The following is a 24,349-nucleotide window of genomic DNA, read 5'->3' on the forward strand; positions in this document are numbered from 1 at the left end:
CAATCGACGCGGTGTTCGTCACTTTGGTGTCAACGCAGAGACGAATCGCGTCACCAATGGTGAGTATGGTGCGCCGCGCCGTGACACGAACGAGCGAACCGGGCGAGGGCGCTTCGCGGTGGCCACGAGGGCCGGGTGACCTCGGTGTTCCGCGGGACGCCCGCCGAGCGGCGCTGAGCCTTGCGGGGCGACGGCCGACGGGCGCCGCGTCGCGATTCGACGCCAAGTACCAGGCTTTCCAGGCGGCAACCGCGGGGCTCGACGAGCTCACGAATGTGCCGCGCGGGGCTATGGCCGGTGACAAGATCACCGCATCGGCGCAGGAGATCGTGAATTGTTCCCGATGCGACCTGCCAATTGACCGAGCGAGAAAGGATCGGACGCCGCGGCGCGGGTCAAGAACGGACCAGCCGCGCGATCGCAGCGCTGGCCTCGGCCACTTTCGCGTCCGCGTCCGCGCCGCCGTTGGCGATCGCGCCGGCCACGCAGTGCTTCAGGTGCTCGTCCAGCAGGCCGAGGGAGACCGCCTGCAGCGCCTTGGTGACCGCGGAGACCTGGGTCAGGATGTCGATGCAGTACTCGTCCTTCTCCACCATGCGGGCGATGCCCCGGACCTGACCCTCGATGCGCCGCAGCCGCTTCAGGTAGCGGTCTTTGTCCTCGGTGTATCCGTGCATGCGCCCAGGATACCCGGAGGGGGTATGAAAATCCGGTGCTCGCCGGGCGGCCGGTGAGCGTCCTGCCGGTTTCTTGACACCGTGTTCGGGCGCGTGTTTGACTCCCCGCGCGTCGAGAGGATTGACATGGCTCAGGGCACCGTGGCGTGGTTCAACTCGGAAAAGGGCTACGGATTCATCCAGCCCGATGACGGCGGTCGCGACGTGTTCGTGCATTTCACCGCGATTCAGGGCACCGGATTCCGCACCCTGGAGGAGAACCAGCGAGTCGAGTTCGAAATCGGCAACGGGGCGAAAGGGCCCCAGGCGACCAACGTACGGGTGCTCTAGCCGTCGGCGGACCGCGAGCCCGCGAACAGCCCGACTTCCCCGGTCGCGGCGGTGCTGGCGCTCGGCGAGCACGTCGGCCCCCGCGTTGTTGCCGACTTCCCCGGTCGTGGCGGTGCTGGTCCGCGCGCCGCTTTCCACCAAGCGGGGCGAACCTCGGCGAACATCCGGGCAACGGGTTTCCGACGACCAGCCCGAACCGCTACTGTGCGCGGCGTGTCTCAACCGCCGTTTCAGCGCCGTCGCCCTCCGGGGTACGGCAACCCGCAGCGCATGACCGACGAGCCGTACGGGCACGCACCACAGGCGGGCGGTGACTACTACTCACCGGCCCCGCACCAGGAGTACCAGCAGGCCCCGCACCGCGACGGCTACGCGGACCGGTATCGCCCGGAGCAGGCTCCGGCGTACCAGGCACCGGAACCCGGCCCCGGGCTGCGGCTGCCCGGACTCGGGCTGATCCTCGCCGTGGCCGGCGTCGCCGTGCACGCGATCAGCCTGTTCCTGCTGCCCTGGGTGACCACCGGCGACGGCGACCTCACCGCGCTTCAGGCGTGGGAGGCGATCGACCTCGGCGAGCCGAGCGGCTTCGGCGAGTGGTACCTGTTCCTGCTCACCTATCCACTGGCCGCGCTGAGCGTGGTCCTGACGCTGGCCGCGCTGTTCGAATCCGTCGCGATGAAGGTCGTCTGGGCAGGCCTGACCCTGCTCGGGCTCGCCTACCTGGCGGTGTGGCACGGTGCACGGCCGCTGTTCGGCCTCGTCGACGGCGACAGCGCCGAGCCGAGCCAGGTCGATCTGATCATCGGTGGGGTCGCGGTGGTGGCCATCGTCGTGGTGGCCTTCATGCTCAAGGTCGCGGTGTCGATGTTCCGCCGGGTGGCCGTCCTCGTCCTGCTGGTGGCCGGTGCCGTGCACGTCTACGCGGTGACCGACCTGACCGGGACCTCGGACTTCCTGTCGCTGGATCTCGGTGCGTTCGCTCCCGTGCTCGGCTACGGGCTGTGCGCCAGCTCGGTGCTGCTGCCCAAGCGGCTACCCGGCGTGTGAATCCCTCGCGAACTCCGCCCGCACCCCGAGCAGCCGGATCGGGCGGTCCCGCGGGAACTCCCGCAGCACGGCGAGCGCGGCTCGCTCCAGCTCGGCCGGGTCGCTGGTCGGCGTCGGCAGCTTCGCGCTCTTGGTGCGGGTGAAGAACGGTGCGAAGCGCACCTTGACGGCGATCCGCACCGCCGGGCGGCCCTCGGCCGCGACGTCCTCGCTGACCCGCCGGGCGAGCTCGGCGGTGGCCGCTTCGACGTCGGCCCACTCGGTCAGGTTCTGCTGGAAGGTGGTCTCCCGGCTCCGCGAACGTGCCATGTACGGCGTCGCGGCCACCTCGGTCTCGCCGCGGCCGTGCGCCAGGTGCCGGTACCACGGGCCCATCACCGGACCGAAACGCGCGGCCAGCATGTCGCGGTCGGCGGCGGCGAGCTGATCGACGGTGTGAATGCCCAGCGCGGCCAGCTTCGCCTTGGTCTTCGACCCGACGCCGTGCAACGCGTCCGTGGGCCGCTCGCCCATCACCGCGAACCAGTTCTCGGCGGTGAGCCGGAAGATCCCCGCGGGCTTGCCGAAATCGGTGGCGATCTTGGCCCGCAGCCGGTTGTCGCCGATGCCCACGGTGCAGTCCAGCTCGGTTTCCTCCCGCACCCGCTGCTGGATGCGCCGCGCGAACGTCTCCGGGTCGTCGGTGGTCACGCCGAGGAAAGCCTCGTCCCAGCCGAGCACCTCGACCGGCACGTCGAACGACCGGAGCACGTCCATGACCTGCTCGGAGACCGCGTTGTAGGTGTCCGGGTCGGTCGGCAGGAAGATCGCGTCCGGGCAGCGCTTGGCGGCGGTGCGCATGGGCATCCCGGAGCGGACCCCGAACGCGCGGGCCGGATAGGACGCCGTGGCCACGACCGCCCGCTCGGTGGGATCGCCCCGCCCGCCCACGATGACCGGTTTGCCGCGCAGCTCGGGCCGCCGCAGCATCTCGACCGCCGCGAGGAACTGGTCGAGGTCGACGTGCAGAACCCAGCGCATGACCCCAGTCTGCCCCGCTAGGTTGTCGGTGTGGATCAGCTGAGCGAGGTCGAGCGGGCCGAGGCGTGGTTCCGCAGGCGCGGCCTGCCCCTGGTGGTGCGCCGCCGGGACCGCGGCGTCGACCTGCTCCCGCGGGCCACCCCGTCCCTGGTGTTCTTCCTGCTGGTCGAGCCGATCCTGCAGATCCTCGCCTACGTCGTCGACCGGGTCGGCGCGCTGTGGCCGGGGGAGGGCCGGGAGTCGACCGGGTTCGCCCTGGTGGTGCTGGGCCTGACGGTCGGTGCGCTGGTGGTGCCGCCGCTGGGTGGCTGGCTGGTGTCCCGGTCGATGCGCCGCCTCGGCGACCGCGGGCAGATGCTCGTCGCCGTCGGGGTGCTGGCGGTGACCGTGGCGGTGCTGGTGGTCGAGCAGGTCACCGGCCTGCACGAGCAGCCGTTCTGGGTGTCCGCGACGGTGACCGCAAGCAGCGTGGCGTTGTTGCTGCTGCTGACCTACCTCGGCGCGGGCTCGATCCTGGCCTGGGCGGCCCGGGTCGCGGTCAAACAGGTCAACGCGGTCGGCACGCTCGCCTCCAAGGCGCTGCCGCTGCTGATGGTGGTCATCCTGCTGTCGTTCATCGCCGCCGAGGTGTGGCAGCTGGTCGATCCCCGCCACATGGACCGTGCCCGGCTGTGGGGAGTGGTGGGGTTCCTGGTGCTGCTCGGCGCGCTGTTCCTGCGCGCGGTGGTCTCCGACGAGATGCGGGAACTCGAGCGGCAGCAGGCGGCGGGCACCGTCGACGAGCTCCGCGAGCGCCTGGCCGGAACGCCGCTGGCCGCGCACGTGCGCGGCGACGTCGACATCGGCGCGTACCCGCTGTCCCGCTCCGAGCGATTCAACATCGCCCTGGTGTTCTTCCTGGCCCAGGCGGTGCAGGTGGTGTTCTTCTCCCTGCTGGTGTTCGGCTTCTTCGTGGTCTTCGGCACCATCGCGGTCACCGATCCGCTGATCGAGGCGTGGCTGACGCATCCGCCGGACCCGGCGGGTGGCAGGCTGTTCGGGCTGTCCATCCCGGTGCCCAACGAACTGATCCACGTGTCGATCTTCCTGGCGGCCTTCTCCGGCCTGTACTTCGCCGGGGCCGCGGCCACCGACCCGGTGTACCGGGACAAGTTCTTCGACCCGCTGGTGGCGGACATCCGGGTCAGCCTGGCAGCGCGCGCGGCCTACCTGGCTCGCTGGCCTGCCGAGCGCGGCTGAGCGGATCAGATCCGCACTTTGCCCGACGCGACGTCGCCGGGGTACTCGGGATAGAACTCCACGTAGGTTTCCCGGCTCGGCAGCACGTAGAGCGGATCGGACACTTTGCCGGCGTCGAAGCCCTCGTTGCGCAGCTCCACCTTGCGGCTTTTGAACGTGGACGTCTGCTGCACCTCGTCGATGATCCGGATGAACAACGGCACCGCGTACCCGGGCAGCCGTCGTACCAGGTGCGCGGCCACGCCCGCCGGGTCGAACTTGGCCCCGTCGACGAGTTTCACCGCGGCCATGCCCGCTTTGCCGTCGGTGCCCGGCACCGTCACCCCGTACACTACCGCCTGCTCGATGTCCGGGTGCTCGGTCAGCGCGGCTTCGACCTCGGTGGTGGCCACGTTCTCGCCCTTCCAGCGGAACGTGTCGCCCAGCCGGTCGGCGAACGCTACGTGGTTCCAGCCCTGCTTGCGCACCAGGTCGCCGGTGTTGAACCAGGCGTCGCCGGGCTTGAAGGCGTCCCGGATCACCTTCTGCTCGGTGGCGTCCGGGTCGGTGTAGCCGTCGAACGGCGAACGATGGGTGATCTTGGTCAGCAGCAGGCCGATCTCGCCGGTCTTGACCTTGCGCAGCCGCCCCGCCGGGGTGCGCACCGGCTGCTCGGTCACCGGGTCGTAGGCCACCACCGCGAACGGTAGCGGCGTGATGCCCGCCGTGCGGTCCAGGTTGAGGGCGTTGATGAACGCCAGGTTGCACTCGCTCGCGCCGTAGAACTCCGCGACCCGGCGGATCCCGAAGCGCCGGGTGAACTCGGTCCAGATCTCCGGTCGCAGGCCGTTGCCGACCACCACCCGCACCTGGTGCTCCCGTTCGGCCGGCTTCTCCGGCGCGTTCAGCAGGTACCGGCACAGCTCGCCGATGTAGACGAACGCCGTCGCTTCGGTGCGCACCACCTCGCTCCAGAACCGGCTGACCGAGAACGACCGGCCGAGCGCCAGCGTCGCCCCGGCGGACAGCACCGACGACAGCGACACCGTCAAGGCGTTGTTGTGATACAGCGGCAGGCAGCAGTACAGCGTGTCCGACGGCCGCAGCCGCACGCCGAGCCCGCCGATCCCGGTCATCGACTTCAGCCAGCGCAGGTGCGACATCGTGCTGGCCTTCGGCAGGCCGGTGGTGCCGGACGTGAAGATGTAGAACGCCTTGTCGGCGGCGCGCACCTGCGCGCACTGCGGCGGGTCGCTGTCGCGGGCGTACCTGGCCAGCTCGGCCAGGCTCGGATACTCGGCCAGCGTGTCCGACCGCACCTGGTCGTCCGGGAGCCGGAGCACCGTGCCGCGCAGGTCCTGCTTCGGCAGGCTGTGCAAGGCCTCGGCGCACTCGGTGCCGACGACGAGCACCCGGCTGTTCAGCAGCCGCTGGCTGTGGTTGAGCACCTCGCCGCGCTGGTGGTGGTTCAGCATGCCCGCGATGCCGCCGAGCTTGACCGTGGCCAGCGCGACCAGCAGGGTTTCCGGCCGGTTGGTGGCCAGGATGCCGACCACCTCGCCGTCGCCGACCCCGTGCGCGGACAGCACCGACGCGTACCGGTTGACCAGCTCGTTGGCGTCTCCGTAGGTCAGCTCGCGGACCGTGCCGTCCGGCTCGACGAAGCGCAGGAAGACCCGCTCCGGGTGCTTGTGCGCGGCGCGTTGGAACACCAGGCCGACCGAGGCGACGGTGCTCGGTTTCATGGTGAGCAGCCGGACCGCGCTGGATGCCATGCGCGGCGCGTCCGGGATCAGCGACGGCGCCGCCTTGAGCACGTCGAACAGGCGCACTCTGCGATCGCGCGGCATGCTCCCCTGCGCCGCAGTCGCGTCGATCGAAGCCATCCCGATCACCGCCTCCCTCGCTGCCCCAGCGGCGACCCTACTAGCCAGTAGGGTAGGTTGCGCAACCGAAAGGTGACATGGACAGCGCCTGATGTGGTTCGGCGCACCCTCTCCGTGCTCCGGGGACCGTCGGCGGCGGCTGCCGGATCGGGCCGCCAGGCCGTCGCCGTGGGCTACGCAGGGTCTCGGTCGCTGTCCTGCAGCGCCGCGGTGAGCATCCGGCCTGCCACCGCGCGAGGATCCGGGTCCGCTTCGATCAGTGCGTTCACCACCGCACCGTCGACCAGCGCGATGTAGCGCTCCAGCTCGTCCGGCGTCACCGGCCTGCCGGACCGGGCGAACACCTCCGACAGCAGCTCGCGCAGCTCCCTGCCCAGCTCACGCATGAGCGGCCGCAGGTAGGGGCGGCGGCCGGTGGCCACCAGCCGCTCGTAGCGCAGCAGCACATACTCCGCGTCGGCCTCGGGGGTCGGCTGCCGCGGCCCCAGCAGGTTGTCCAGCATCAGCTCGACGATGGTGGCCACGCCCCGCTGCCGGTTGGCCAGCTCGGCCAGCTTGCGCCAGCCACGTTCCAGCTCGCGCCGGGAATGGTGTTCCACCACCGCGGTCACCAGGTCGTCGAGCGAGGAGAAGTAGTACGTCGTCGAGGCCAGCGGCAAGCCGGCCCGCTCGGCGACCGCGCGGTGCCGCACCGCGTCGAAGCCGGCCTCCACCAGCAGCTGTGCACCGGCTTCCACCAACGCTGCCCGGCGGCGCTCGCCTTTCGGTGTGCTGCCCGTGGTCACGACTGCGTATTCTGCCTTTTTCCGGCCGGTCTGCTGGGCACGTCGATCACCGCCCTGGCCACGCCGCGGCGATTCCCTCGGCGATCTGGAGCAACCGGGATGCGTACGGCGGTTCGCTGCTGCCTTCCCCGCGCGACACCACGACGATCACCGACCCGTCGGCGGCCTCCGCGCTCGCGTCCGGGAGATCGTCCGCGTTGAGCTGGTCGACCGCGGCGGGTGAGGCGGCCAGCCGCGCAGAGACCCTGGCGACCGAAACGACGCCGCGCCGAGGGCCGTCGCTGACCCGGTAGGCGGCCGACGTCACGCCTGCGGGACAGGACAGGTCGCCGGGAATCGGCTCGGAGGAAGGGTCGACCGGAAGCTCGCCAGCGAGGGCAGTGGCGAGCTTCCGGTCGACCACTGCGCACCTTTCGGTGCGAGCGGCGTTCCCCTCGGGGGCGGAAAAGGTACCGCCCCCCTGCTTGGACGATGCCTCGCCCCCCGAGGGGAAGCCACCGTCTGAAGGACGTTCCGGCGCGCCGGAAGGTTGCTTGTTCGTCCGTACGCCCATCTGTGGTGCCTCGGCAGCTATGTCGCCGCCTGCGCCGCCGGAGTTACCGCCGCCGGACAGCGGCCCCACAGCGGCGAACAGGCCTCCGCCGACGAGCACCAACGCGGCCGCCGACGACGCCATGGCGATCCGCATCCGCTGGCGGGCCGCAGCGCGCCGGGACGCGGCTTGCACGTCGGCCAGCCCGAAGCTCGGCGGCGGGACCTCACCCGGCGCTTCCTGGAACAACCGCCGCAGGTCACGCTCGTCCATGAGCGTTCACCTCCGACCCCAGGGCGGCGCGCAGCGCGGCCAGCCCACGCGCCGCCTGGCTCTTGACGGTGCCCTCCGAACACTTCAACGCCTCCGCCGTGGCCGCCACGTCCAGCCCCTCGAAGTAGCGCAGCACCAGCACCGCGCGTTGCCGCGGCGGCACCTTGCGCAGTCCTTCCAGCAGCATCTCTCGCGTCACGACGGTGTCGTCCAGTCCTTTCTCCGGCTGTACGGCCCCCGGCGGTTCGGGCATGTCGTTCACGAAGCGCTCCCGCCGCCACGGGCGACGCGACTCGTCGATCACCGCCCGCACCAACGTCCGGCGGACGTAGGCGTCGAGCGCGCCCCGGTCACGCACCTTGCGCCACCGCCGATGCAACGCGACGAACGCGACCTGGGCCAGATCGTCGGCACGGTGCCAGTCACCACACAACAAGTACGCGGTGCGCCGCACGGCGTCGAGACGTCGTGCGAAGTACTCCGCGAACTCCTGCTCATCGCGCTGATCCACGCGCCGGACACTCCGCATCTGCACCAGGGACGGAATCGATGCCGCCTAGGGTTGCACGCCGGATGTGCGGTGAGTGCGAAACCCCGTTCACCCACCCCGGTTTCGCTGCTCCCGTCACGTGTGATGTGATCGAACCGTGACCTTCACGGCAGCAACACCGGTCGATCTGCGTTCGGACACGGTGACCCAGCCGGACGAGAAGATGCGCGCGGCGATGGCCACGGCGAAGGTCGGCGACAACGTGCTCGAGCACGACCCGACCATGCGTGAGCTGGAGGAACGGGCCGCGGAGCTGCTGGGCAAGCCGGCCGCACTGTGGATCCCGTCCGGCACCATGGCCAACCTGATCGCGCTGTCGCTGCACCTGCAGCGGGGCGACCGGTACCTGGCGCCGGAGGCGGCCCACGTGCTGACCGACGAGCTCGGGTCGGGGGCGTGGCTGGCCGGCGGCATGCCGCACCCGCTGCCCACCGACGCGGGCCCGGGCAGGCCGTCGGTGCAGACGCTGACCAAGGCGGTGGAAGGTGCCGCCGATCCGCCGCCGTACTACGCCCTGCGCACCCGGCTGCTGTGCCTGGAGAACACCCACACCAATGCCGGTGGCGCGGTCATGCCGCCGCACGAGCATGCGCAGCTGGTCGCGGTGGCGCAGGAGGCCGGGCTGGCCGTGCACCTGGACGGGGCCAGGCTGTGGAACGCCGCGGTCGCGCTCGGGGTGCCACCCGCGGCACTCACCGTGGGCACGGACACCGTGACGGCGTGCCTGTCCAAGGGCCTCGGCGCTCCGGTCGGTTCGGTGGTCGCCGGTTCGGAGGAGTTCGTGGCGCGGGCCCGCCGCATGCGGCAGATGCTGGGTGGCGGCGTGCGCCAGGGAGGCGTGCTGGCGGCCGCGGGGCTGTGCGCTCTGGAGAACATCGACGCGCTGGCGATGGATCACGCCAACGCCCGGCGGCTGGCCGCCGGGCTTGCCGAGCTGGGCTGGGACGTCGACGAGCCGCAGACCAACATCGTCATGGCGCGGGTGCCGGACGTGCCGCGCACCATGCAGGTGCTCACCGAGCTGGGCGTCCTGGTGCTCTCCGGCGGCGGGCGGATCCGGTTCGTCACGCACCGGGACGTGTCGGAAGGCGACATCGATTCGGTGCTGGACCGGCTGGCGGACGCCTCGCGCCGCAAGGTGCTCGACCCCGGCCCGTCCGCGCAGGTCGGCTGAGGCCGTCACGCGGTCACCGTGCGCCCTCGGCCGGGGCTCCTGGCAGGGCTGGCAGCCCTTCGGGCCGCGCCTGCCGAGCCCGCTGGCCCGCGTGCCCGGCCGCCGGCGGGAAACGCCTGGTCGCGGTCGTGGTGGCCCGCTACGAGCGGATGTGCTTGTCGGCGCCGCGCTTGAGCGCGGTGTACGCCGCGGTGCAGACGAACAGCACGCCGCCGATCACCGCCAGCCAGAACAGGCCCTTGACCAGCACCCCGATCAGGGTGAAGGCCAGCCAGAGGATGAGCAGCGCACCGGCGATCTTGAGGATCATCTCCATGTCTCCGTCCTTCGTGGTCGCAGCGCGGCGGTCACGAGTGCCGTCGCTCTCCGATGACTCCAGCGTGCCAGTGCGCGAGCCACCTGTCGCCGCGTGACGGCGAGAGATCAGGGTGTTCTCCGGGTTTCCCTGAGCCAGCGACCCAGCCGGCCGAGGCACTCGTCGATGTCGGACGAGGGCCCGGCGAAGCTGAACCGGACGAAGCGCCCGCCGTCCACCGGGTCGAAGTCGATGCCGGGCGTGATCGCCACTCCGGTCTCGGACAGCAGCCGCTGGCACCAGCTCAGGCTGTCGGTGGTGTATTCCGACACGTCCGCGTACACGTAGAACGCGCCGTCGATCGGGGCGATCTTGTCGATCCCGACGCGGGGCAGCCCGTTCAGCAGCTTGTCCCGGTTCTCCCGATAGTGCTGCACGTGGCCGTCCAGCTCGGCGTACGACTCCTCGGTGAACGCGTGCACGGCCGCTCGCTGCGACAGCGTCGGCGGGCAGATGGTGAAGTTGCCGGTCAGCACGTCCACCGCGCGATGCAGCCGGTGCGGGACCAGCATCCAGCCGAGCCGCCAGCCGGTCATCGCGAAGTACTTGGAGAACGAACCGAGCACGATCGCCTCGGTGCTGGTCTGCCACGCGGTGGCGGCCCGCTCGGTGTAGCAGATGCCGTGGTAGATCTCGTCGCTGATCAGCTGCACGCCGTGGGAGGAGCACCAGCCCGCGATCGCCGCCAGCTCGCCGGGCGACAGCATCGTCCCGGTCGGGTTGCTCGGGCTGGCCACGATCACCCCGTCCAACGGCTGCGCGCGGTGCAGCTCGTCCAGCATGCTCGCGGTCGGCTGGAACCGGGTGTCCGCGCCGACGGGGAACTCCACCACCTGGCAGCCCAGCGCGGACAGCAGGTTCCGGTACGCCGGGTAGCCGGGGCGGGCCATCGCCACCCGCGCCCCGGCGTCGAACGCCGCCAGGAACGCCAGCAGGAAACCGCCGGACGAGCCGGTGGTCACGATGACGTCGTCCGGACTCACCGCGACGCCGTAGCTTCGCCGGTAATGGCCGGCGATCGCGCTCCGCAGCTCGGGGATGCCGAGTTGTTCGGTGTAGCCGATGTCGCCGCCGGCCAGCACCTCCGCCGCGGCCGCGAGCACCGGTTTCGGCGCACCGGCGGTCGGCTGGCCCGCGCACATGGTGACGACGTCGCCGTGGGTTCGTTGCCGGGCGGCCGCGGCCGAGAGCACCTCCATGACGTGGAACGGTGCGACGTCGGCGCGGGACGCCGGACCGGGAAACGCAGCAGTCACGCCGCCAGGCTAGTACCCGTCAGTAGCCCTGGTAGGCGCCCCCGCGGGCCATCGACTTCAGGCCCGGGTGGCCTTCGAAGCCGCCGTAGCGGTCGAAGATGTAGCGCACGCCTGCGATGATGTTGTCCACCGGGTTCCAGATGTCGTCGTGGCCCGGCAGCTTGTACCGCTGGAACGTCGGGTCGATGCATTGCATCAAGCCCTTGGACGGCGTGCCGCGCTCCCAGTTCGAGTCCCACTTGTTGATCGCGTGCGGGTTGCCGCCGGACTCCTTCTGGATGATCGTCCAGATCTCGTCGATGTGCTCCTCGGTCACCGGGACGCCGTGCTCCTGCAGGATCTTGATGGCCTCCCGGATCCACGCCTCGACGTTGCCCGGCGGCGGCCCGCTGGTCGGCGGCGGGCCGGACGGACCGTAGCCGCCACCCCCTCCGCCGCCACCGCCGGAGTAGCCACCGCCCCCTCCGCCACCGCCGGAGTAGGCGCCGGAATAGCCACCGGAGCCGTTGCCGCCCAGGTCCGGCCCGCTCTTGGTCGGGTGCTTCACCGGCTCGGAGGAGCTGGGGCTGGTCCCGGACTCGCCCGGCTTGCCGACGCTGGTGTAACCGCCGTCGATGTCGTCCAGCGTCTTCATCGCGTCGGCGATCGCCGAATCCGCCTCGTCCAGCTTGCGCTGGATGTCCTCGGCCGCGTCCTGGGCGACCTTCTCGTTCTTCTTGACGGTGTCGGCCTGGATCTGTGCGTCGGGGACGTACGGGCCGGGCACCAAGCCCTTCTCGTACGGGTCGTTGAGCCGCATGGCCTTCTCGGCCTCGGCGTTGTTCTTCTGGATCTGCTTCTCCGCGTTCTCGCGGATCTGCTTCACCTGCTTCTTGGTGTTCTCCAGCACGTCGGCCAGCGCGTCGAGCGCCTTGGCCGCCTTCTCCAGCTTGCCGTTGACTTTGGCGCCCGCCGAGCTCAGCTTGGTCAGGTGGCCGATCAGCGCGTCCGCATCGGACCCCTTCTGCCACGCCTCGCGCAGCTCACCGGCCAGGCGTTTGAACGCGCTGCTCTGGTCGTCCGCGCTGTCGGCGGCCGTGGACAGCTTGGCCTCGATCGCGCGCACCGCGCCGGGGTCGGCCGTGGCGATCTTCGCTTCCCGCTCGGTCACCTCGCCCCAGTTGGGCGGCATTCCCAGTCCCATGTGCTCCTTGTCCCCCCACCGTCACTCGGGCTGCCTGCCGCGGAAGGTGCGCGCGCCCTCTTCCTCGTCGGCGTCCATCCGCCCGGCGATCTTGGCCAGTGACGCGCCGGTGCTGCTCGCCTGCTCGGCACCGGCGTCGAACTCCTTCCGCGCGCCGGAGACGAACTTCTTCAGCGCTGCCGAGATGGCGCCCGAGCTGGGCAGCTCTCCGAACATGCTGTCGCCGCCGAGCCCGTCCAGGCCGGTGCCCGCCTGCTTGATCTTCGGGCTCAGCTGGCTGACCTTCTTCCCGACGGCGCGGATCTCGTCTGGGTTGTACGCCCGGTCCGTCACGGATCGACCCCTCTCGACGCCTGCCCTGCAGCCTGGGACGAGGCTGACCCGGCAGTGGTTCCGGGACCAACTGTAGGAACTGGCCACTGTGGCCCGCCTCAGCTTGCGCGGATTTCACCCATGGTGCGAACGCGCTTGTCACACCTGCTCGAGCAGCTCCCACACCCGCTGCGCAAGCAGCGCGTTGTCGGCCGGGGTGACCGTGCACCACTCCACGCCGTCCGGGTTGCGCTCGACCTGCATCAGATACCGTCCGGCATCGGTGTCGTGGAACGCCACCACGTACTCGCACCGCCGGGTCACACCGTCCGGGGTGCGCCGCTGCGCGCCCCACTGGCCGCGCGCTTGCTGGCCGAGCAGCATGCCGGCGAGTTCCTGCGCGGTGTACAGCGGAACTCCGCGGTCCTGGAGCGCGGTGACCAGCGCGTGTGCGTCACCGCGGGCGATGCCGGCCGCTTCGATCAGGACGTCGTGCGGAATCGACACGGTCTGGCCGACACCGGGCCCGAGTTCCCCGATGACCGAGACGGCCGACTCCGCCAGCGTCGACGGCTGCGCGGGCACCAGCCACACCTCGTCACCGTCCACCACGCCGAGCACGGCGTAGTTCCCGCTGCACGCTGCCAGGCCGGAGACGCGCTGCTCCGGCGCCCACACCCAGACGTCGATGCTGATCTCCGGGGCGGCCAGCAAGCCCATGACGTCCAGCAGGTCGTTGTCGGCCCGCCTGCCGTTGGCCAGCCCACGCTCGGCCAGTGACATCCACGCCTTCTCCACGATCTCGGCGCGTTCCGCGTAGGTGACACCGGGGCTGGGGGTTTCCAGCGCGACGTGCCGGGTGCCGAGCCGCTCTTCCTCCCACAGCACGTCGAACTCGACGGTGGAGAGCACCACCGCCTGCTCGCTCACCGGGTCTCTCCCCGCTCGTCCCCGATCACCTCGGGGGCGACCAGCCGCTGGTCGGCGAACAGGTCGACGTCGTCGACTCCGTGCGTGCGGACCCGGGTCTGTTCGGTGACACCGGGCGGCATCGCGGCCTGCTCCAGGTAGCGCGGCTGGTCGGCGGCCTGCTCCGGCTCCACCTTCTCCACCGCTCGCGCTTCGTCCTCACCCGGGGTTTCCCCGGCGTCGAAGTCGTACAGCTGCCTGCCGTCGACCACCGTGTGCTTGCCGAGCTGTTGCGCGCGGCGCTGCTTGTCCTCTTCCGTACCTGCCGCGCCGACCGCGCCACCGGCCGCCAGCGCGGCCGCACCGCTCGCGGCGGCACCCGCAGCGGCCGGTGACACCCCCGACGGGGTGCCGCCCACGTAGGTGGTGGCGCTACCAGGGGCGGCCTGCCCGCCGAACGGCGTGACGCCGGAGATCCTGCCGCCTGCCAGCTTGTCCGGAGGCGGCGCGGCGCCCGGTCCGCGGCCGCCCGGCCCCTCCGGCGGCTGGTTCGACCCGTGCTGGCTGCCTCCGGGACCCCGTCCGGCGAAGCCTTCCGGGCCGGGCACGAAGCGGCCACCGCTCGCCGCACTCCCGCCCGGCCTGCCACCGGTTCCCGCGGCGATCCCGCCCGCCGAGCCACCACCCGGTTGCCGCGCGTCGCCGCGCGGCGCAGGGCCGGAGTCCTTCCCGCCGGGTTGCTCGCCGACGTTCGCGCCCGGCCCGGTGCTCGTTCCGCCCCGTCCGGCTCCGCCCGTGGAGGCACCGGAGCCACCGGAACCACCGGACCCGCCGGTACCACCGGACCCGCCTGATGCCCCGGGAACACCATGCCCACCCGGGGGCACGGTCTGGGCGGGCCTGCTGCCGGTGGACTGCCCACCGGGCACGGGCACGGCGCCCACCGCGCCGATCACGGTGCTGCCGTGGCCGCTGCTCGGCGCCGTCGCCCCGGCCTGCGACGGCGAGGTGCCAGCCGGCACGTCCGTCGCGGGCGCGCTGGCGTGCGGGCTCGTGCCACTGTCGTGCGAGGACCGCCGGTCGGTGACCGGGGGTGGCGGTGCCGGAGCGCCGTCCGGGACGGTGCCGGGTCCGACCGTGCCGCGGCCGCCGTTGGCCCAGCCCGCCGCACCCGGCGCGCCCGCGGGACCCGCACTGGCCGGGATCTGCGTCTCGGCCCCGGGCGGGACACTGACGCTCGCCAAGGTCGTCGTCGCCGTACCGCCCACACTGCCCACTGGCGGGCGCGGGCCGGTGCCGTCGTCCAGGTGCAGCTGCTGCGGCTCGTCCAGCGGCCGAATGCCCTCCAGTTCGTTCGCGGCGGTGAGCTGGAACTCCTTGATCGCGTCCACCGTCTGGTCCCGCGCGGCCTTCGCCGACCGCACCCGTGCCGCATGGTCGGTCTCGTGCCCGATCAGGCCGGCCAGCACGTCACCGAGGTTCAGGCCCTCTTCCCCGGCCCGCAGCGTCTCCGGATCCGGCAGCTTGTTGACCATGCTGGTGAACGCTTCGCTGATGACGAACGCGGCCTGCGCACTGTCGTTCAGCTTCTTCGTGGCGTCGGCGGCGAAGTCCACGTCCTTGGTGAACACGGCGGCGACTTGCTCGCCCGCGGCGCTCTGCCACGAGGCGCCGATCTTGCGCAAGCCCTCCCGCAGCGCCTCGTCGACCGCGCCGAGCGCGGTGGCCACCGACTTGAGCGCGTCGACCGCTTCCGCGATGGTTCCGGAGCCGGGGCCCTGCTTGAACAGCTCCACTTCGATGGCGAGCATCCCGAGGGTGTAGCCCTCGAAGCGGTGGCCGGTGATCTTGAGGATCTTCTCCGCGTCCATCCCCTCTTACCCCTTCTCGCGTAGCGCGGCGACCGCCGCGGCGGCTGCCTGCTCGGCGATCTCGCATGCTTGCGGGTGCTCGGCGTCCGGTTCCTCGGACCGCTCTTCGGAGGACTGTGTGCTCGGGTAGGCGCTGACCCGGACATGCAACGACTGGCTCTCCGCGACGCCGACGGCCACATCGCACTCGCCGGGCGCCTGCTCACTCGGCGTCATGCGCACGGCCGGGAACCCGTCGATCACCCTTTGCTGCACCGCCGCCGCTCCCGGGCGGGCCGTGCGGCCGGAGATCCAGGTCTCCACGCCGGCGTCGGGGTAAGCCGTGACCAGCACGTCGTACATCGGTTGCTCGCTCTGCTGGTGCAGCGTGCAGGTACGCATGCCGTCGGCCGTGCCTGCTCGCGGGTCACGGTCGATGGACAGGCCGCGCAACGCCGACTTGGAGAACAACGTGCAGGGATCCACCGTGTCGAGCGGGAGCTCGGCGGGGCGGCCGGGCAATTGCGCCTCCGCCGGTGGTCCGGCGCCCTCGCTGGGCTCGGACAGCGGGGATCCGGTGCCTTCCGTCGGCGTGCACGCCACTGCTGCGCACGCCAAGGCTGCCAGCGCGGCGGCGCGCGCCGGCAACGACCCGGGCACGGTGAAGCGTGCTGCGCGTTGCCTAGTCGGCACGTCGTTCACCAAACGCCGCGGCGATCTCGTCGTCGTCGAGCTGGTACCGCTCGGCCGCTTCCCGCAGCTGCTTCTGCAGCTGACGCAGCTCGGCGAGGTACTGCTTGACCCGCGCCAGATACGACTCGTCCCCGTCGACGATCACGCTGTTCCAGGCGTCCGCGACGGCTTTGCTCACCGCGTTCTCCGATGGCGGGCCGACGCGCATCAGCGGGCCGTGCCGCAGCAGGGCGTCGCTCAGTGCGTCCGCCTGCTCGACGACGAGCTTGGCCGCCTCGAGGATCTGCTGGGGCTCGACCGTGATACGCACCCCGGCGGCTACGTCGACGGCTACCGAGCGAGCGTCGTTGCCGATACCGGAACCGGCGTCACCGGTGGTGTCCGGCGGGCCGGTCTCCGAGCCCGTCGCGCCGCCTGCCGAGCTCGTCGCTCCCCCCGCTGAGCTGACCATTGCTGCTCACACCCCCGTGCTCACGGTCCGTGTCAGTAGTCGCTTCTGGGCAGGCTACCAACTCGGGGAAGCTCAGCGGTCCGGTTTCGCCGGGAACTATCCGTTTGCCGCGGCCTGTGCCTGGTCGCCACCGGGGACGGTGACCTCGCCGCGGGCCGCAGCAAGCGCGATGTCGGTGCGGTGGTGGCCGCCGGGCAGATGCACCGAACGTAGCAGCTGGTACGCGTTTGTCCTGGCGGCTTCCAGGTCCTCCCCGGTGCCCACCACCGACAGGACCCGGCCACCGGAGGACCGCACCGACCCGTCCTCGGCACGACGGGTGCCCGCGTGCAGCACGCCCGGGGCGTCCGCGCCGGTGATCACGTCGTCCACGCGGGGACGGCCCGGGTAGCCCTCGGCGGCCAGCACGACGGTGACGGCCGCTCCCGGTGCCCACTGCAACGGGGGCTGCTCTGCCAGCTTCCCGGTGGCCGTGGCGTGCAGCAACGTCGCCAGCGGGGACTCCAGCAGCGCGAGCACGGCCTGCGTTTCCGGGTCGCCGAACCGGCAGTTGAACTCGACCACGTGCGGCCCGTCGGCGGTCAGCGCCAGCCCGGCGTACAGCAGGCCGGTGAACGGGGTGCCGCGGTTGGCGAGCTCGTCGACCGTGGGCTGGACGATGCGCGCCACGATGTCGTCGACCAGCCCGTCCGGTGCCCACGGCAGCGGCGCGTAGGCGCCCATGCCGCCGGTGTTCGGCCCGGTGTCGCCGTCGCCGACCCGCTTGAAGTCCTGCGCGGGCAGCAGCGGACGCACCGTGGTGCCGTCGACCAGGCAGAACAGCGAGGCTTCCGGGCCGTCCAGGTAGGACTCCAGCACCACACGATGCCCGCCGTCGAGCAGCGTGACCGCGTGCGCACGGGCTTTGGCCAGATCGTCGGTGACGACCACGCCCTTGCCTGCGGCCAGCCCGTCGTCCTTGACCACCCAGATGGGGCCGAACCGGTCGAGCGCGGCGTCGATGTGCGCGGGGTTGTCGACGACTTCGCTGTGGGCGGTCGGAACGCCCGCGGCGCGCATGACCTCCTTGGCGAAGGCCTTCGAGCCCTCGATGCGGGCGGCTGCGGCGCTGGGCCCGAAGCACGCGATGCCGGCCGCGCGCACCGCGTCGGCGACGCCGTTGACCAGCGGTGCTTCCGGGCCGACGACCACCAGGTCGGCCCGCCATTCCCTGGCAAGTGCGGTCACCGCTGCGGGATCGGTGGCATCCACCGGGAGCTGTTCGGAGATCGCGGCGGTCCCGGCGTTGCCCGGCGCACATGCCAGAGCGGTGACGGCGGGATCGTGCGATGCGGCCAACACCAACGCGTGTTCGCGGGCTCCGGAGCCGATTACCAATACGCGCACGACGTGCAGCGTAGCGGGCGACGGGCCGGTCCCTGGCGTGGGCATGGTTACCGGCCGGTATGCCCCGTGTCACGATCGGCCCAGGTCAGAACGGTTGTCGTGGTTCACTGGTTGGCGATGTCTACTTCACAGCGAAGGACCGGACAGGCCATCGGGCTCGCCGTCGTGGCGGGGATCGCAGGCGTGCTGACCGCGTGTGGCGCGGCGGAACAGCCGGATGGTGCGCGGTCCGCGGCCGACTCCGGAGAAGCCGGCGCGGCTGCCGATCCTGTCAAACAGGTCCAGAACAAGACAGTCGACAGTAAGCAGCGCGACCGGGAGAAGGTCGTGCGCGTCATCGACGACTTCCATCGGGCGGTGGACCGCGGCGACGGCAAGCGGGCGTGCGCCCTGCTGACCAGCACGCTGCGGGACGTCTACGCGATGAACCCCGGAGCGTCGAACTGTGCCGAAGGCGTGGAGTACACGCACGAGCAGCTGAACGGCGCCAAGATGTCCGCACTGAAGGTGGCGCCGGAAGACGTGCGGGTCAAAGGCCGCGAAGCCATCGTCAGCCACAAACTGATCGCCAAGCGCAACCACACCAAGGCCTCGGCCACCGACTCCTACAACCTGGTCCGCAGCGGCGGCACCTGGAAGATCGACTACGTCGGCTGAGCACCTGCCCGCACCCGGCACGGGACCACGACAAGGACGACGACAAGACGAGGGCCCCTTGGCCGTCCGGGTCGTGCCGGATGCCAAGGGGCCTCGTCGTGCCAGGACCGTACCGGGCTCGAGGCCGTCGGTCAGCGTCCGCGTGGTTTGCCGATGCTGCCGTGCGGGTTGTAGACGGCCACCACCGCAGGCCGCGGCTGTGACGACCCGCCGTCCGGCCAGTGCGACGCGGGGTTGTCCGCGCTGTGGCCGTCCACCTCACCGGGATGTTGCACCGAGACCAGCACGAAATCCTTGGTGATCACCGGACCGCAGGTCTCCGCTCCCGGCGGCACGGTCAGGAACTGCTTGACGTGCCCGCGCTCCTTGCCTTCCAGCGGCACGGCGAACAGGCCGTCGTTGCTGCCCAGTGCGTTGCCGTCGGTGGTGACCCACAGGTTCCCGTAGCTGTCGAACGCCACGTTGTCCGGGCAGGAGATCGGGCTGACCTGCGACTTGTCGTAGCCGGCGAAGTAGGTGCTCGGATCGTTCGGGTCGCCGCAGACCAGCAGCAGCCGCCAGGTGAACGTGGTGGAGGTGTTGTCGTTGCGGTCCTCCATCAGCTCGAGCACCTGGCCGTGCTTGTTGTTCACCCGCGGGTTGACTTCGTCGGGGCCCGCCTTGCCCTCGGCGCCCCGCTCGGAGTTGTTGGTCAGCGCGGCGTAGACCCGGCGCGTCTTGAGATTCGGCTCGACGTCCTCGGGACGGTCCATCTTGGTCGCGCCGACGGCGTCCGCCGCCATGCGCGTGAACACATAGACCTCATCGGCGGTGAACCCCGGTACGTACGACTTGTCGTTGTGCGCCAGCAGGATCCACTCGCCGGTGCCGTCGAACTCGCCGTCGGAGGGCAGCTTGCCGCTGCCGTCGATCTCCTCGGCCGGGCTGTCCCCGCGGAACTTGGCCACGTAGAGCTTGCCGGAGTCGAGCAACCGCTTGTTGTGCTCGCGCGCCCGCTTGCTCATGCCCGGCTTCATCCGGCCGTCGGAGACGAACTTGTACAGGTACTCGAACCGTTCGTCGTCGCCCATGTAGGCGACCACCCGCCGGTCCGGGGTGACGATGAGGTTGGCGCCCTCGTGCTTGAACCGGCCCAGCGCGGTGTGCTTGATCGGCGTCGAGTCCGGCTCCAGCGGGTCGATCTCCACGATGTAGCCGAACCGGTTGGGCTCGTTCGGCTCCTTGGTCAGGTCGAACCGCTCGTCGTACCGCTCCCACTTGCGGTGGCTGGCGCCGGTGTTGATGCCGTATCGCGCGTACCGTTCCCTGGTCTTGTCGTCGGGGGCCTGGTCGGCGTAGGCGAAGTACTGGTGGATGTTCTCCTCGCCGGACAGGATCGTGCCCCACGGCGTGTGACCGCCGGAACAGTTGTTCATGGTGCCGAACACCGTGGTGCCGCTCGGGTCGGCGTTGGTCCGCAGGTACTTCGACCCGCGGGCCGGTCCCTGGACGGTGAACGGCGTGTGCAGCGTGATGCGCCGGTTGTACTTGCGGGCCTTCGGCGACGACACCGGAGCCTGCCGCAGCGCGCCGGTGCGCTTGTCGGTCTCGAGCAGCACGACGGACATGCCGTGCGCCGCCCAGCCGATCTTGACCTGCTCCTCGGTGGGGTTCTCCGGGTCGTACCCGGTGAACATGAACTCCTCGGTGGTGTACTCGTGGTTGTTGACCATCAGCCACCGGTGCGGGTCACCGGGCAGCGGCACCAGCGTGCAGTAGTCGCAGTTGAAGCCGAACTGCTTGGCCTGCGCGGCGGCCGTCTGGTTGTCGAAGTCGAACTCCGGCGCGCCCGCCAGCACCGGGTCGCCCCAGCGGATCACCACGTGCTGGCGGTACCCCTTCGGCACCACCACTTCGTCGAGGGTGTTCGGCTCCACCGGTTCGAAGTCGGTGCCGGGGGCGGGCCTGCCGGACTTTCCCGGCTTGCCGGGACGGTGCCGGTCGGCGGGTGCGGCGGCCGCGGTGCCGGACAGCAGCGCCGCCCCGGTGCCCGCGGCCGCGACCACCGCGCCGGAGCGCAGCGCGCCACGCCTGGACAGCACCTTGGTCAGCACCTCACCGAAGTACTCGTTGTCCGTGGTGTTCGGCGCCGGGTGAAAGCACTGGTCACCGCACCGGTAGGTGCAGGTCACCCGCTGCCTGCCGAGCGGGTACCTGGTCAGCAGGGGCAGTAGGCGTCGCTGAGATGGGGTGGACATCCGGGCCTCCCTTGGCAGGTCGGACGGGAACGACGTGACGCTATGCGTTGACCGTGTGGTCCAGACCACCTTTTGGTGAATTTCGCGCGAACAGTCTGCTCGACCGGCGAATTTCCGGCAACCGGCATTCGAATGACAATTTCGTCCGCTTGTTCACCGCCGGGAGTGGCACGCGAGCGTCCGGGAGGGCCGGCGCGGCGGAGTGAGGAGGTGGGGTGAGAAAAGACAGCGGGCAGGCCGCGCGGGGTACGCCGGCCTGCCCGCTGGGCAAGGGAGTCACTTGTGATTCACGGCAGCGACGGGACCGAGGGAATGCCCGGGGTGCTCGGCGCTACCGGGAGCGCCGGGCTGACCGGCTGCACGGGAATCCAGTCGGCCGGGGCGGCGGCGGCCGTCCCGGCGCCGAAGGCTCCGGCCAGGGCGAGTGCGGCCGCGCCGGTCAGCACGACGCGGGCGGCCTCGCCGACGATCATCTTCTTGCTGCGGTTGGTGTTCACCTAGTGCGCCATGCCACTGACACGGTGTGATCATGTGAACAGTTCACCGGGGATGGCAGGAGTGCGTGAAAGATCACAGCAACCAAGCAGCGGGCAGGGCGCGAGGTCGTCGCGGCCTGCCCGCTGGGCAAGGAATCAGTTCCGTATCACGGCAGTGGCCGGACCCAGTGCTCGCCGGTGGGCGGCAGCACCGGGCTGGCCGGGTAGTCCGGGTAGGCCGGGTGCTGGGGCCGGATGTCGGCGGCCGCCGTCCCGGCCCCGATGGCGCCTGCCAGGGTCAGCGCGGCCGCGCCGGCCAGTACCACCCGGGCGATCGCCTTGCCGATGTGCTTGCTGGGTCGAGAATTCACTTTTCGTGTCATGACCATCACACGCGGTGGCGGGCATGAACGGATCACCGGACGAGAAGGCAGAGCGCAAGAAAAGAACATCGCCGGTCGAAAAGGAACCGCCCGGCGTGCGCGGGGGCACACGCCGGGCGGCCAGGGTGACGAACTGTCACCGCTCGATCTCGCCGCGGATGAACTTCTCCACGGCCTCGCGAGCCTCGTCGTCGCTGTACTGCACCGGCGGCGACTTCATGAAGTAGGAGGACGCGGACAGGATCGGCCCGCCGATGCCGCGGTCCTTGGCGATCTTGGCGGCACGGATGGCGTCGATGATGATGCCCGCCGAGTTCGGCGAGTCCCACACCTCGAGCTTGTACTCCAGGTTCAGCGGCACGTCACCGAAGGCACGGCCCTCCAGCCGGACGTAGGCCCACTTGCGGTCGTCCAGCCACGGCACGTAGTCGGACGGACCGATGTGCACGTCCGCCTTGGCCATCTCGTGCGGGATCTGCGAGGTGACCGACTGCGTCTTGGAGATCTTCTTCGACTGCAACCGGGACCTCTCCAGCATGTTCATGAAGTCCATGTTGCCGCCGAAGTTCAGCTGGTAGGTGCGCTGCAGCTCGACGCCGCGATCCTCGAACAGCTTGGCCAGCACCCGGTGGGTGATGGTGGCGCCCACCTGCGACTTGATGTCGTCACCCACGATCGGCACGCCCGCGTCGGTGAACTTCTGCGCCCACTCCGGGTCGGAGGCGATGAACACCGGCAGCGCGTTGACGAACGCCACCCCGGCGTCGAGGGCGCACTGGGCGTAGTAGCGGTCCGCGTCCTCCGAGCCCACCGGCAGGTAGGAGACCAGCACGTCCGCCTCGGTCTCGCGCAGCACCTTGACCACGTCCACCGGTTCCTCGTCGGACTCGGTGATGGTGTCCCGGTAGTACTGGCCAAGGCCGTCGAGCGTGTGACCGCGCTGCACCTGCACGTCCAGCGGCGGCACGTCGGTGATCTTGATGGTGTTGTTCTCGCTGGCGACGATGGCTTCCGCCAAGTCGCGGCCCACCTTCTTCGCATCGACGTCGAACGCCGCAACGAACTCGACGTCGCCGACGTGGTAGCCACCAAAGTCCACGTGCATCAGGCCCGGGACACGGGTCTCCGGGTCCGCATCGCGGTAGTAGTGCACGCCCTGCACCAAGGACGCGGCACAGTTGCCAACGCCCACGATTGCCACGCGCACACTTCGGTTCTTGCCCATGCCGGTATCTCCTTAGTGCTATCGGGTGAGCGAATGGAATTCGGAGCGAGCCGGGTCAGTCGCTGTCGCGCTGCTCGGCTTGCTCGTGCGCTATCAGCTCGTTGAGCCAGCGCACCTCTCGTTCCGTGCTCTCCAGGCCGAGCCGGTGCAATTCCCGGGTGTATCGATCTATTCGCTCCTCGGCGCGACTGAGCGCGGCTCGTAACCCTTCGCGCCGTTCCTCGACCCGGCGACGCCGACCTTCGAGGATCCGCATACGCACGTCGCGCGGCGTACGCGAGAAAAACGCCAGGTGAACGCCGAACCCTTCGTCTTCCCAGGTCTGCGGGCCGGCATCGGCCACCAGGTCGGCAAAGCGCTCCTTGCCTTCCGCGGTGAGCTTGTACACCCGGCGCGCTCGGCGCCCCCACGCCCGACCGTCCTTGTCGGGCGGATCGTCCTCCTCGACGATCCAGCCGGCCTTCTGCATCCGGCGCAGCGTGGGGTAGAGCGAGCCGTAGGAGAAGGTGCGGAACGTGCCCAGGGTCTCGTGCAGCCGCTTGCGCAGCACGTACCCGTGCATCGGTGCCTCGTGCAACAGCCCGAGGATCGCGAACTCGAGCACGAGCACCTCCCCGACGAACTCAACGCCGCGACGATCGATACGGACGTCTCGGCCGGATATGCCAGGCCAGTATATCGGTCCGATACATCGAGTGCCACCATCGAACGTGTGACCTGGGCAAACGGCGCGATCGAGGGTGCAGTACGAGGTTGGGGCTGTGACCGGACGGAGACTGTCTTCTACGCTGGGCACAACCGCCCGAAATGAGGAGGACGGTGCGAAACCAGCGTCAGATCGTCGACTACGGGCTGCAGCGATTGGCCGTGCTGCGGCGCTATCGCGCTGGGTTCCTGACCCGCGAGGACGTCTGCGACGCCGGCCCGTACCTGCGGCAGGCGGCGCGCTTCCACGGCGAGCCGGCCGAGCACGACTGCCCGGTGTGCGGCAAATCGCAGCTGGCGCTGGTGGCCTGGGTGTATGGTGACGAGCTTGGAATGGCGTCCGGTTCGGCCCGGAACTCGGCCGAACTCGAGCGAATGGCGAACCTCTTCGCCGAGTTCACCGTCTACGTGGTGGAGGTGTGCCACGCGTGCGGGTGGAACCATTTGGCCATGTCTTACGTTCTGGGCACGGGCGAGCCCGGAACCGGCGCGCCCAGGTCCCGTCCCCGATCACGAAAGTCTGCCGCCCCGTGACACTGTCCACCCGCTCCGCGCAGGGTTGGCTCACCCGCGTTGACGTCTGCGCCCGGGAGGTCGAGCTGTGAGCGACCATCGCCGCCCTGAGTGGCCTTCCTCCAGGCAGCCCCGATGGCCGGTCGCCGACCGGGATCCGCAGTGGCCGTCGTCCGGCGACCCGGCACGGCAGCGGCCCCAGCCACGGCAATCGGGCGCCCCGGGCGGCCGTCGCCCGGCGACCGGCCAGCCCCGCCACCAGCAGC

General features: G+C 70.5%; 26 protein-coding genes. 6 read left to right on the forward strand and 20 right to left on the reverse strand.

The genetic code is table 11. From position 1 onward, the window contains the following. Positions 1 to 395: 395 nt before the first annotated feature. A complete protein-coding gene (locus tag CXP56_RS13245; protein ID WP_028847083.1) occupies positions 396 to 677 on the reverse strand; it encodes a metal-sensitive transcriptional regulator in 282 nt (93 codons plus the stop codon). A 126-nt stretch (positions 678 to 803) separates the two neighbouring features. Between CXP56_RS13245 and CXP56_RS13250 the strand changes: the two genes are divergently transcribed. After that, entirely contained in the window at positions 804 to 1,007 is a 204-nt protein-coding gene (locus CXP56_RS13250) for a cold-shock protein (protein WP_028847082.1), read from the forward strand. A 270-nt stretch (positions 1,008 to 1,277) separates the two neighbouring features. Further along, entirely contained in the window at positions 1,278 to 2,054 is a 777-nt protein-coding gene (locus CXP56_RS13255; protein ID WP_286901294.1) for a hypothetical protein, read from the forward strand. Here the strand turns inward: CXP56_RS13255 and CXP56_RS13260 are convergent. Further along, on the reverse strand, positions 2,040 to 3,074 hold the full coding sequence (locus CXP56_RS13260; RefSeq protein ID WP_286901295.1) for a DNA polymerase IV: 1,035 nt from the start codon (positions 3,072 to 3,074) through the stop codon (positions 2,040 to 2,042). The genes CXP56_RS13255 and CXP56_RS13260 overlap by 15 nt on opposite strands. 30 nt (positions 3,075 to 3,104) lie before the next feature. On the opposite strand from CXP56_RS13260, the gene CXP56_RS13265 reads away from it, so the two are divergent. Continuing rightward, complete coding sequence (locus CXP56_RS13265; RefSeq protein WP_028847079.1) at positions 3,105 to 4,313, forward strand: hypothetical protein; 1,209 nt, start codon at positions 3,105 to 3,107, stop codon at positions 4,311 to 4,313. A gap of 5 nt (positions 4,314 to 4,318) precedes the next feature. Here CXP56_RS13265 and CXP56_RS13270 read toward each other — a convergent pair whose 3' ends face one another. The 4 genes from CXP56_RS13270 to CXP56_RS13285 form a co-directional block, all read right to left on the reverse strand. Continuing rightward, positions 4,319 to 6,178, reverse strand: a complete 1,860-nt coding sequence (locus CXP56_RS13270; protein ID WP_286901297.1) for a long-chain-acyl-CoA synthetase — start codon at positions 6,176 to 6,178, stop codon at positions 4,319 to 4,321. 173 nt (positions 6,179 to 6,351) lie between these two features. Then, positions 6,352 to 6,963, reverse strand: coding sequence for a TetR/AcrR family transcriptional regulator (locus CXP56_RS13275; RefSeq protein WP_286901298.1), 612 nt, complete (start codon positions 6,961 to 6,963; stop codon positions 6,352 to 6,354). A 46-nt stretch (positions 6,964 to 7,009) separates the two neighbouring features. Then, positions 7,010 to 7,768, reverse strand: a complete 759-nt coding sequence (locus tag CXP56_RS13280; RefSeq protein ID WP_051309993.1) for a hypothetical protein — start codon at positions 7,766 to 7,768, stop codon at positions 7,010 to 7,012. Further along, a complete protein-coding gene (locus CXP56_RS13285) occupies positions 7,755 to 8,279 on the reverse strand; it encodes a SigE family RNA polymerase sigma factor (protein WP_028847076.1) in 525 nt (174 codons plus the stop codon). Before CXP56_RS13285 ends, CXP56_RS13280 begins: the two co-directional genes overlap by 14 nt. 136 nt (positions 8,280 to 8,415) lie before the next feature. Between CXP56_RS13285 and CXP56_RS13290 the strand changes: the two genes are divergently transcribed. Further along, entirely contained in the window at positions 8,416 to 9,492 is a 1,077-nt protein-coding gene (locus tag CXP56_RS13290; protein WP_051309991.1) for a threonine aldolase family protein, read from the forward strand. A 139-nt stretch (positions 9,493 to 9,631) separates the two neighbouring features. Here the strand turns inward: CXP56_RS13290 and CXP56_RS13295 are convergent, their stop codons facing one another. From CXP56_RS13295 to purD, 9 genes are all read right to left on the reverse strand, one after another. Continuing rightward, positions 9,632 to 9,808, reverse strand: coding sequence for a hypothetical protein (locus CXP56_RS13295; protein ID WP_156899136.1), 177 nt, complete (start codon positions 9,806 to 9,808; stop codon positions 9,632 to 9,634). A 107-nt stretch (positions 9,809 to 9,915) separates the two neighbouring features. Continuing rightward, a complete protein-coding gene (locus tag CXP56_RS13300; RefSeq protein ID WP_084609086.1) occupies positions 9,916 to 11,046 on the reverse strand; it encodes a pyridoxal phosphate-dependent aminotransferase in 1,131 nt (376 codons plus the stop codon). A gap of 76 nt (positions 11,047 to 11,122) precedes the next feature. After that, positions 11,123 to 12,286 (reverse strand): lytic transglycosylase domain-containing protein, encoded by a 1,164-nt coding sequence (locus CXP56_RS13305; RefSeq protein ID WP_028847073.1) that lies wholly within the window; start codon positions 12,284 to 12,286, stop codon positions 11,123 to 11,125. A 21-nt stretch (positions 12,287 to 12,307) separates the two neighbouring features. Continuing rightward, the gene (locus tag CXP56_RS13310) at positions 12,308 to 12,619 is read right to left on the reverse strand and encodes a hypothetical protein (protein WP_028847072.1); all 312 of its coding nucleotides are present in this window, start codon (positions 12,617 to 12,619) and stop codon (positions 12,308 to 12,310) included. A gap of 138 nt (positions 12,620 to 12,757) precedes the next feature. Continuing rightward, positions 12,758 to 13,528, reverse strand: coding sequence for an ESX secretion-associated protein EspG (locus CXP56_RS13315; protein ID WP_286901300.1), 771 nt, complete (start codon positions 13,526 to 13,528; stop codon positions 12,758 to 12,760). Then, positions 13,525 to 15,378 (reverse strand): PPE domain-containing protein, encoded by a 1,854-nt coding sequence (locus tag CXP56_RS13320; RefSeq protein ID WP_286901302.1) that lies wholly within the window; start codon positions 15,376 to 15,378, stop codon positions 13,525 to 13,527. Before CXP56_RS13320 ends, CXP56_RS13315 begins: the two co-directional genes overlap by 4 nt. Before the next feature lie 6 nt (positions 15,379 to 15,384). Next, positions 15,385 to 16,017: a DUF3558 domain-containing protein gene (locus tag CXP56_RS13325; RefSeq protein WP_028847069.1), complete on the reverse strand. Its 633-nt coding sequence runs from the start codon at positions 16,015 to 16,017 to the stop codon at positions 15,385 to 15,387. Between the two features lie 22 nt (positions 16,018 to 16,039). After that, complete coding sequence (locus CXP56_RS13330; RefSeq protein WP_051309990.1) at positions 16,040 to 16,501, reverse strand: PE domain-containing protein; 462 nt, start codon at positions 16,499 to 16,501, stop codon at positions 16,040 to 16,042. Positions 16,502 to 16,597: 96 nt separating this feature from the next. Beyond that, positions 16,598 to 17,887, reverse strand: coding sequence for a phosphoribosylamine--glycine ligase (purD, locus tag CXP56_RS13335; RefSeq protein ID WP_286901304.1), 1,290 nt, complete (start codon positions 17,885 to 17,887; stop codon positions 16,598 to 16,600). Between the two features lie 117 nt (positions 17,888 to 18,004). On the opposite strand from purD, the gene CXP56_RS13340 reads away from it, so the two are divergent. Further along, a complete protein-coding gene (locus CXP56_RS13340) occupies positions 18,005 to 18,544 on the forward strand; it encodes a hypothetical protein (RefSeq protein ID WP_286901305.1) in 540 nt (179 codons plus the stop codon). A gap of 131 nt (positions 18,545 to 18,675) precedes the next feature. On the opposite strand, the gene CXP56_RS13345 is transcribed toward CXP56_RS13340, so the two are convergent. From CXP56_RS13345 to CXP56_RS13365, 5 genes are all read right to left on the reverse strand, one after another. Then, complete coding sequence (locus CXP56_RS13345; RefSeq protein ID WP_286901306.1) at positions 18,676 to 20,781, reverse strand: PhoX family protein; 2,106 nt, start codon at positions 20,779 to 20,781, stop codon at positions 18,676 to 18,678. A gap of 287 nt (positions 20,782 to 21,068) precedes the next feature. After that, complete coding sequence (locus CXP56_RS13350; RefSeq protein WP_028847065.1) at positions 21,069 to 21,278, reverse strand: hypothetical protein; 210 nt, start codon at positions 21,276 to 21,278, stop codon at positions 21,069 to 21,071. Positions 21,279 to 21,424: 146 nt separating this feature from the next. After that, a complete protein-coding gene (locus CXP56_RS13355) occupies positions 21,425 to 21,640 on the reverse strand; it encodes a hypothetical protein (RefSeq protein WP_286901307.1) in 216 nt (71 codons plus the stop codon). A gap of 136 nt (positions 21,641 to 21,776) precedes the next feature. Further along, positions 21,777 to 22,865: an inositol-3-phosphate synthase gene (locus CXP56_RS13360; RefSeq protein WP_028847063.1), complete on the reverse strand. Its 1,089-nt coding sequence runs from the start codon at positions 22,863 to 22,865 to the stop codon at positions 21,777 to 21,779. Positions 22,866 to 22,920: 55 nt separating this feature from the next. Continuing rightward, entirely contained in the window at positions 22,921 to 23,469 is a 549-nt protein-coding gene (locus CXP56_RS13365; RefSeq protein ID WP_028847062.1) for a PadR family transcriptional regulator, read from the reverse strand. A 215-nt stretch (positions 23,470 to 23,684) separates the two neighbouring features. Between CXP56_RS13365 and CXP56_RS13370 the strand changes: the two genes are divergently transcribed. Next, positions 23,685 to 24,104 (forward strand): DUF5318 family protein, encoded by a 420-nt coding sequence (locus tag CXP56_RS13370; RefSeq protein ID WP_028847061.1) that lies wholly within the window; start codon positions 23,685 to 23,687, stop codon positions 24,102 to 24,104. The last annotated feature ends 245 nt before the right edge of the window (positions 24,105 to 24,349 follow it).

The sequence above is a fragment of the Thermocrispum sp. genome (assembly GCF_002919275.1).
GTDB lineage: Bacteria > Actinomycetota > Actinomycetes > Mycobacteriales > Pseudonocardiaceae > Thermocrispum > Thermocrispum agreste.

Coding starts and splice junctions, on each gene's coding strand:
- CXP56_RS13245 (WP_028847083.1), bottom strand. CDS start 677: ATGCACGGATACACCGAGGACAAAGACCGCTACCTGAAGCGGCTGCGG.
- CXP56_RS13250 (WP_028847082.1), top strand. CDS start 804: ATGGCTCAGGGCACCGTGGCGTGGTTCAACTCGGAAAAGGGCTACGGA.
- CXP56_RS13255 (WP_286901294.1), top strand. CDS start 1,278: ATGACCGACGAGCCGTACGGGCACGCACCACAGGCGGGCGGTGACTAC.
- CXP56_RS13260 (WP_286901295.1), bottom strand. CDS start 3,074: ATGCGCTGGGTTCTGCACGTCGACCTCGACCAGTTCCTCGCGGCGGTC.
- CXP56_RS13270 (WP_286901297.1), bottom strand. CDS start 6,178: ATGGCTTCGATCGACGCGACTGCGGCGCAGGGGAGCATGCCGCGCGAT.
- CXP56_RS13280 (WP_051309993.1), bottom strand. CDS start 7,768: ATGGACGAGCGTGACCTGCGGCGGTTGTTCCAGGAAGCGCCGGGTGAG.
- CXP56_RS13295 (WP_156899136.1), bottom strand. CDS start 9,808: ATGGAGATGATCCTCAAGATCGCCGGTGCGCTGCTCATCCTCTGGCTG.
- CXP56_RS13300 (WP_084609086.1), bottom strand. CDS start 11,046: ATGGAGGTGCTCTCGGCCGCGGCCGCCCGGCAACGAACCCACGGCGAC.
- CXP56_RS13305 (WP_028847073.1), bottom strand. CDS start 12,286: ATGGGACTGGGAATGCCGCCCAACTGGGGCGAGGTGACCGAGCGGGAA.
- CXP56_RS13320 (WP_286901302.1), bottom strand. CDS start 15,378: ATGGACGCGGAGAAGATCCTCAAGATCACCGGCCACCGCTTCGAGGGC.
- CXP56_RS13330 (WP_051309990.1), bottom strand. CDS start 16,501: ATGGTCAGCTCAGCGGGGGGAGCGACGAGCTCGGCAGGCGGCGCGACG.
- CXP56_RS13340 (WP_286901305.1), top strand. CDS start 18,005: ATGTCTACTTCACAGCGAAGGACCGGACAGGCCATCGGGCTCGCCGTC.
- CXP56_RS13345 (WP_286901306.1), bottom strand. CDS start 20,781: ATGTCCACCCCATCTCAGCGACGCCTACTGCCCCTGCTGACCAGGTAC.
- CXP56_RS13355 (WP_286901307.1), bottom strand. CDS start 21,640: ATGACACGAAAAGTGAATTCTCGACCCAGCAAGCACATCGGCAAGGCG.
- CXP56_RS13360 (WP_028847063.1), bottom strand. CDS start 22,865: ATGGGCAAGAACCGAAGTGTGCGCGTGGCAATCGTGGGCGTTGGCAAC.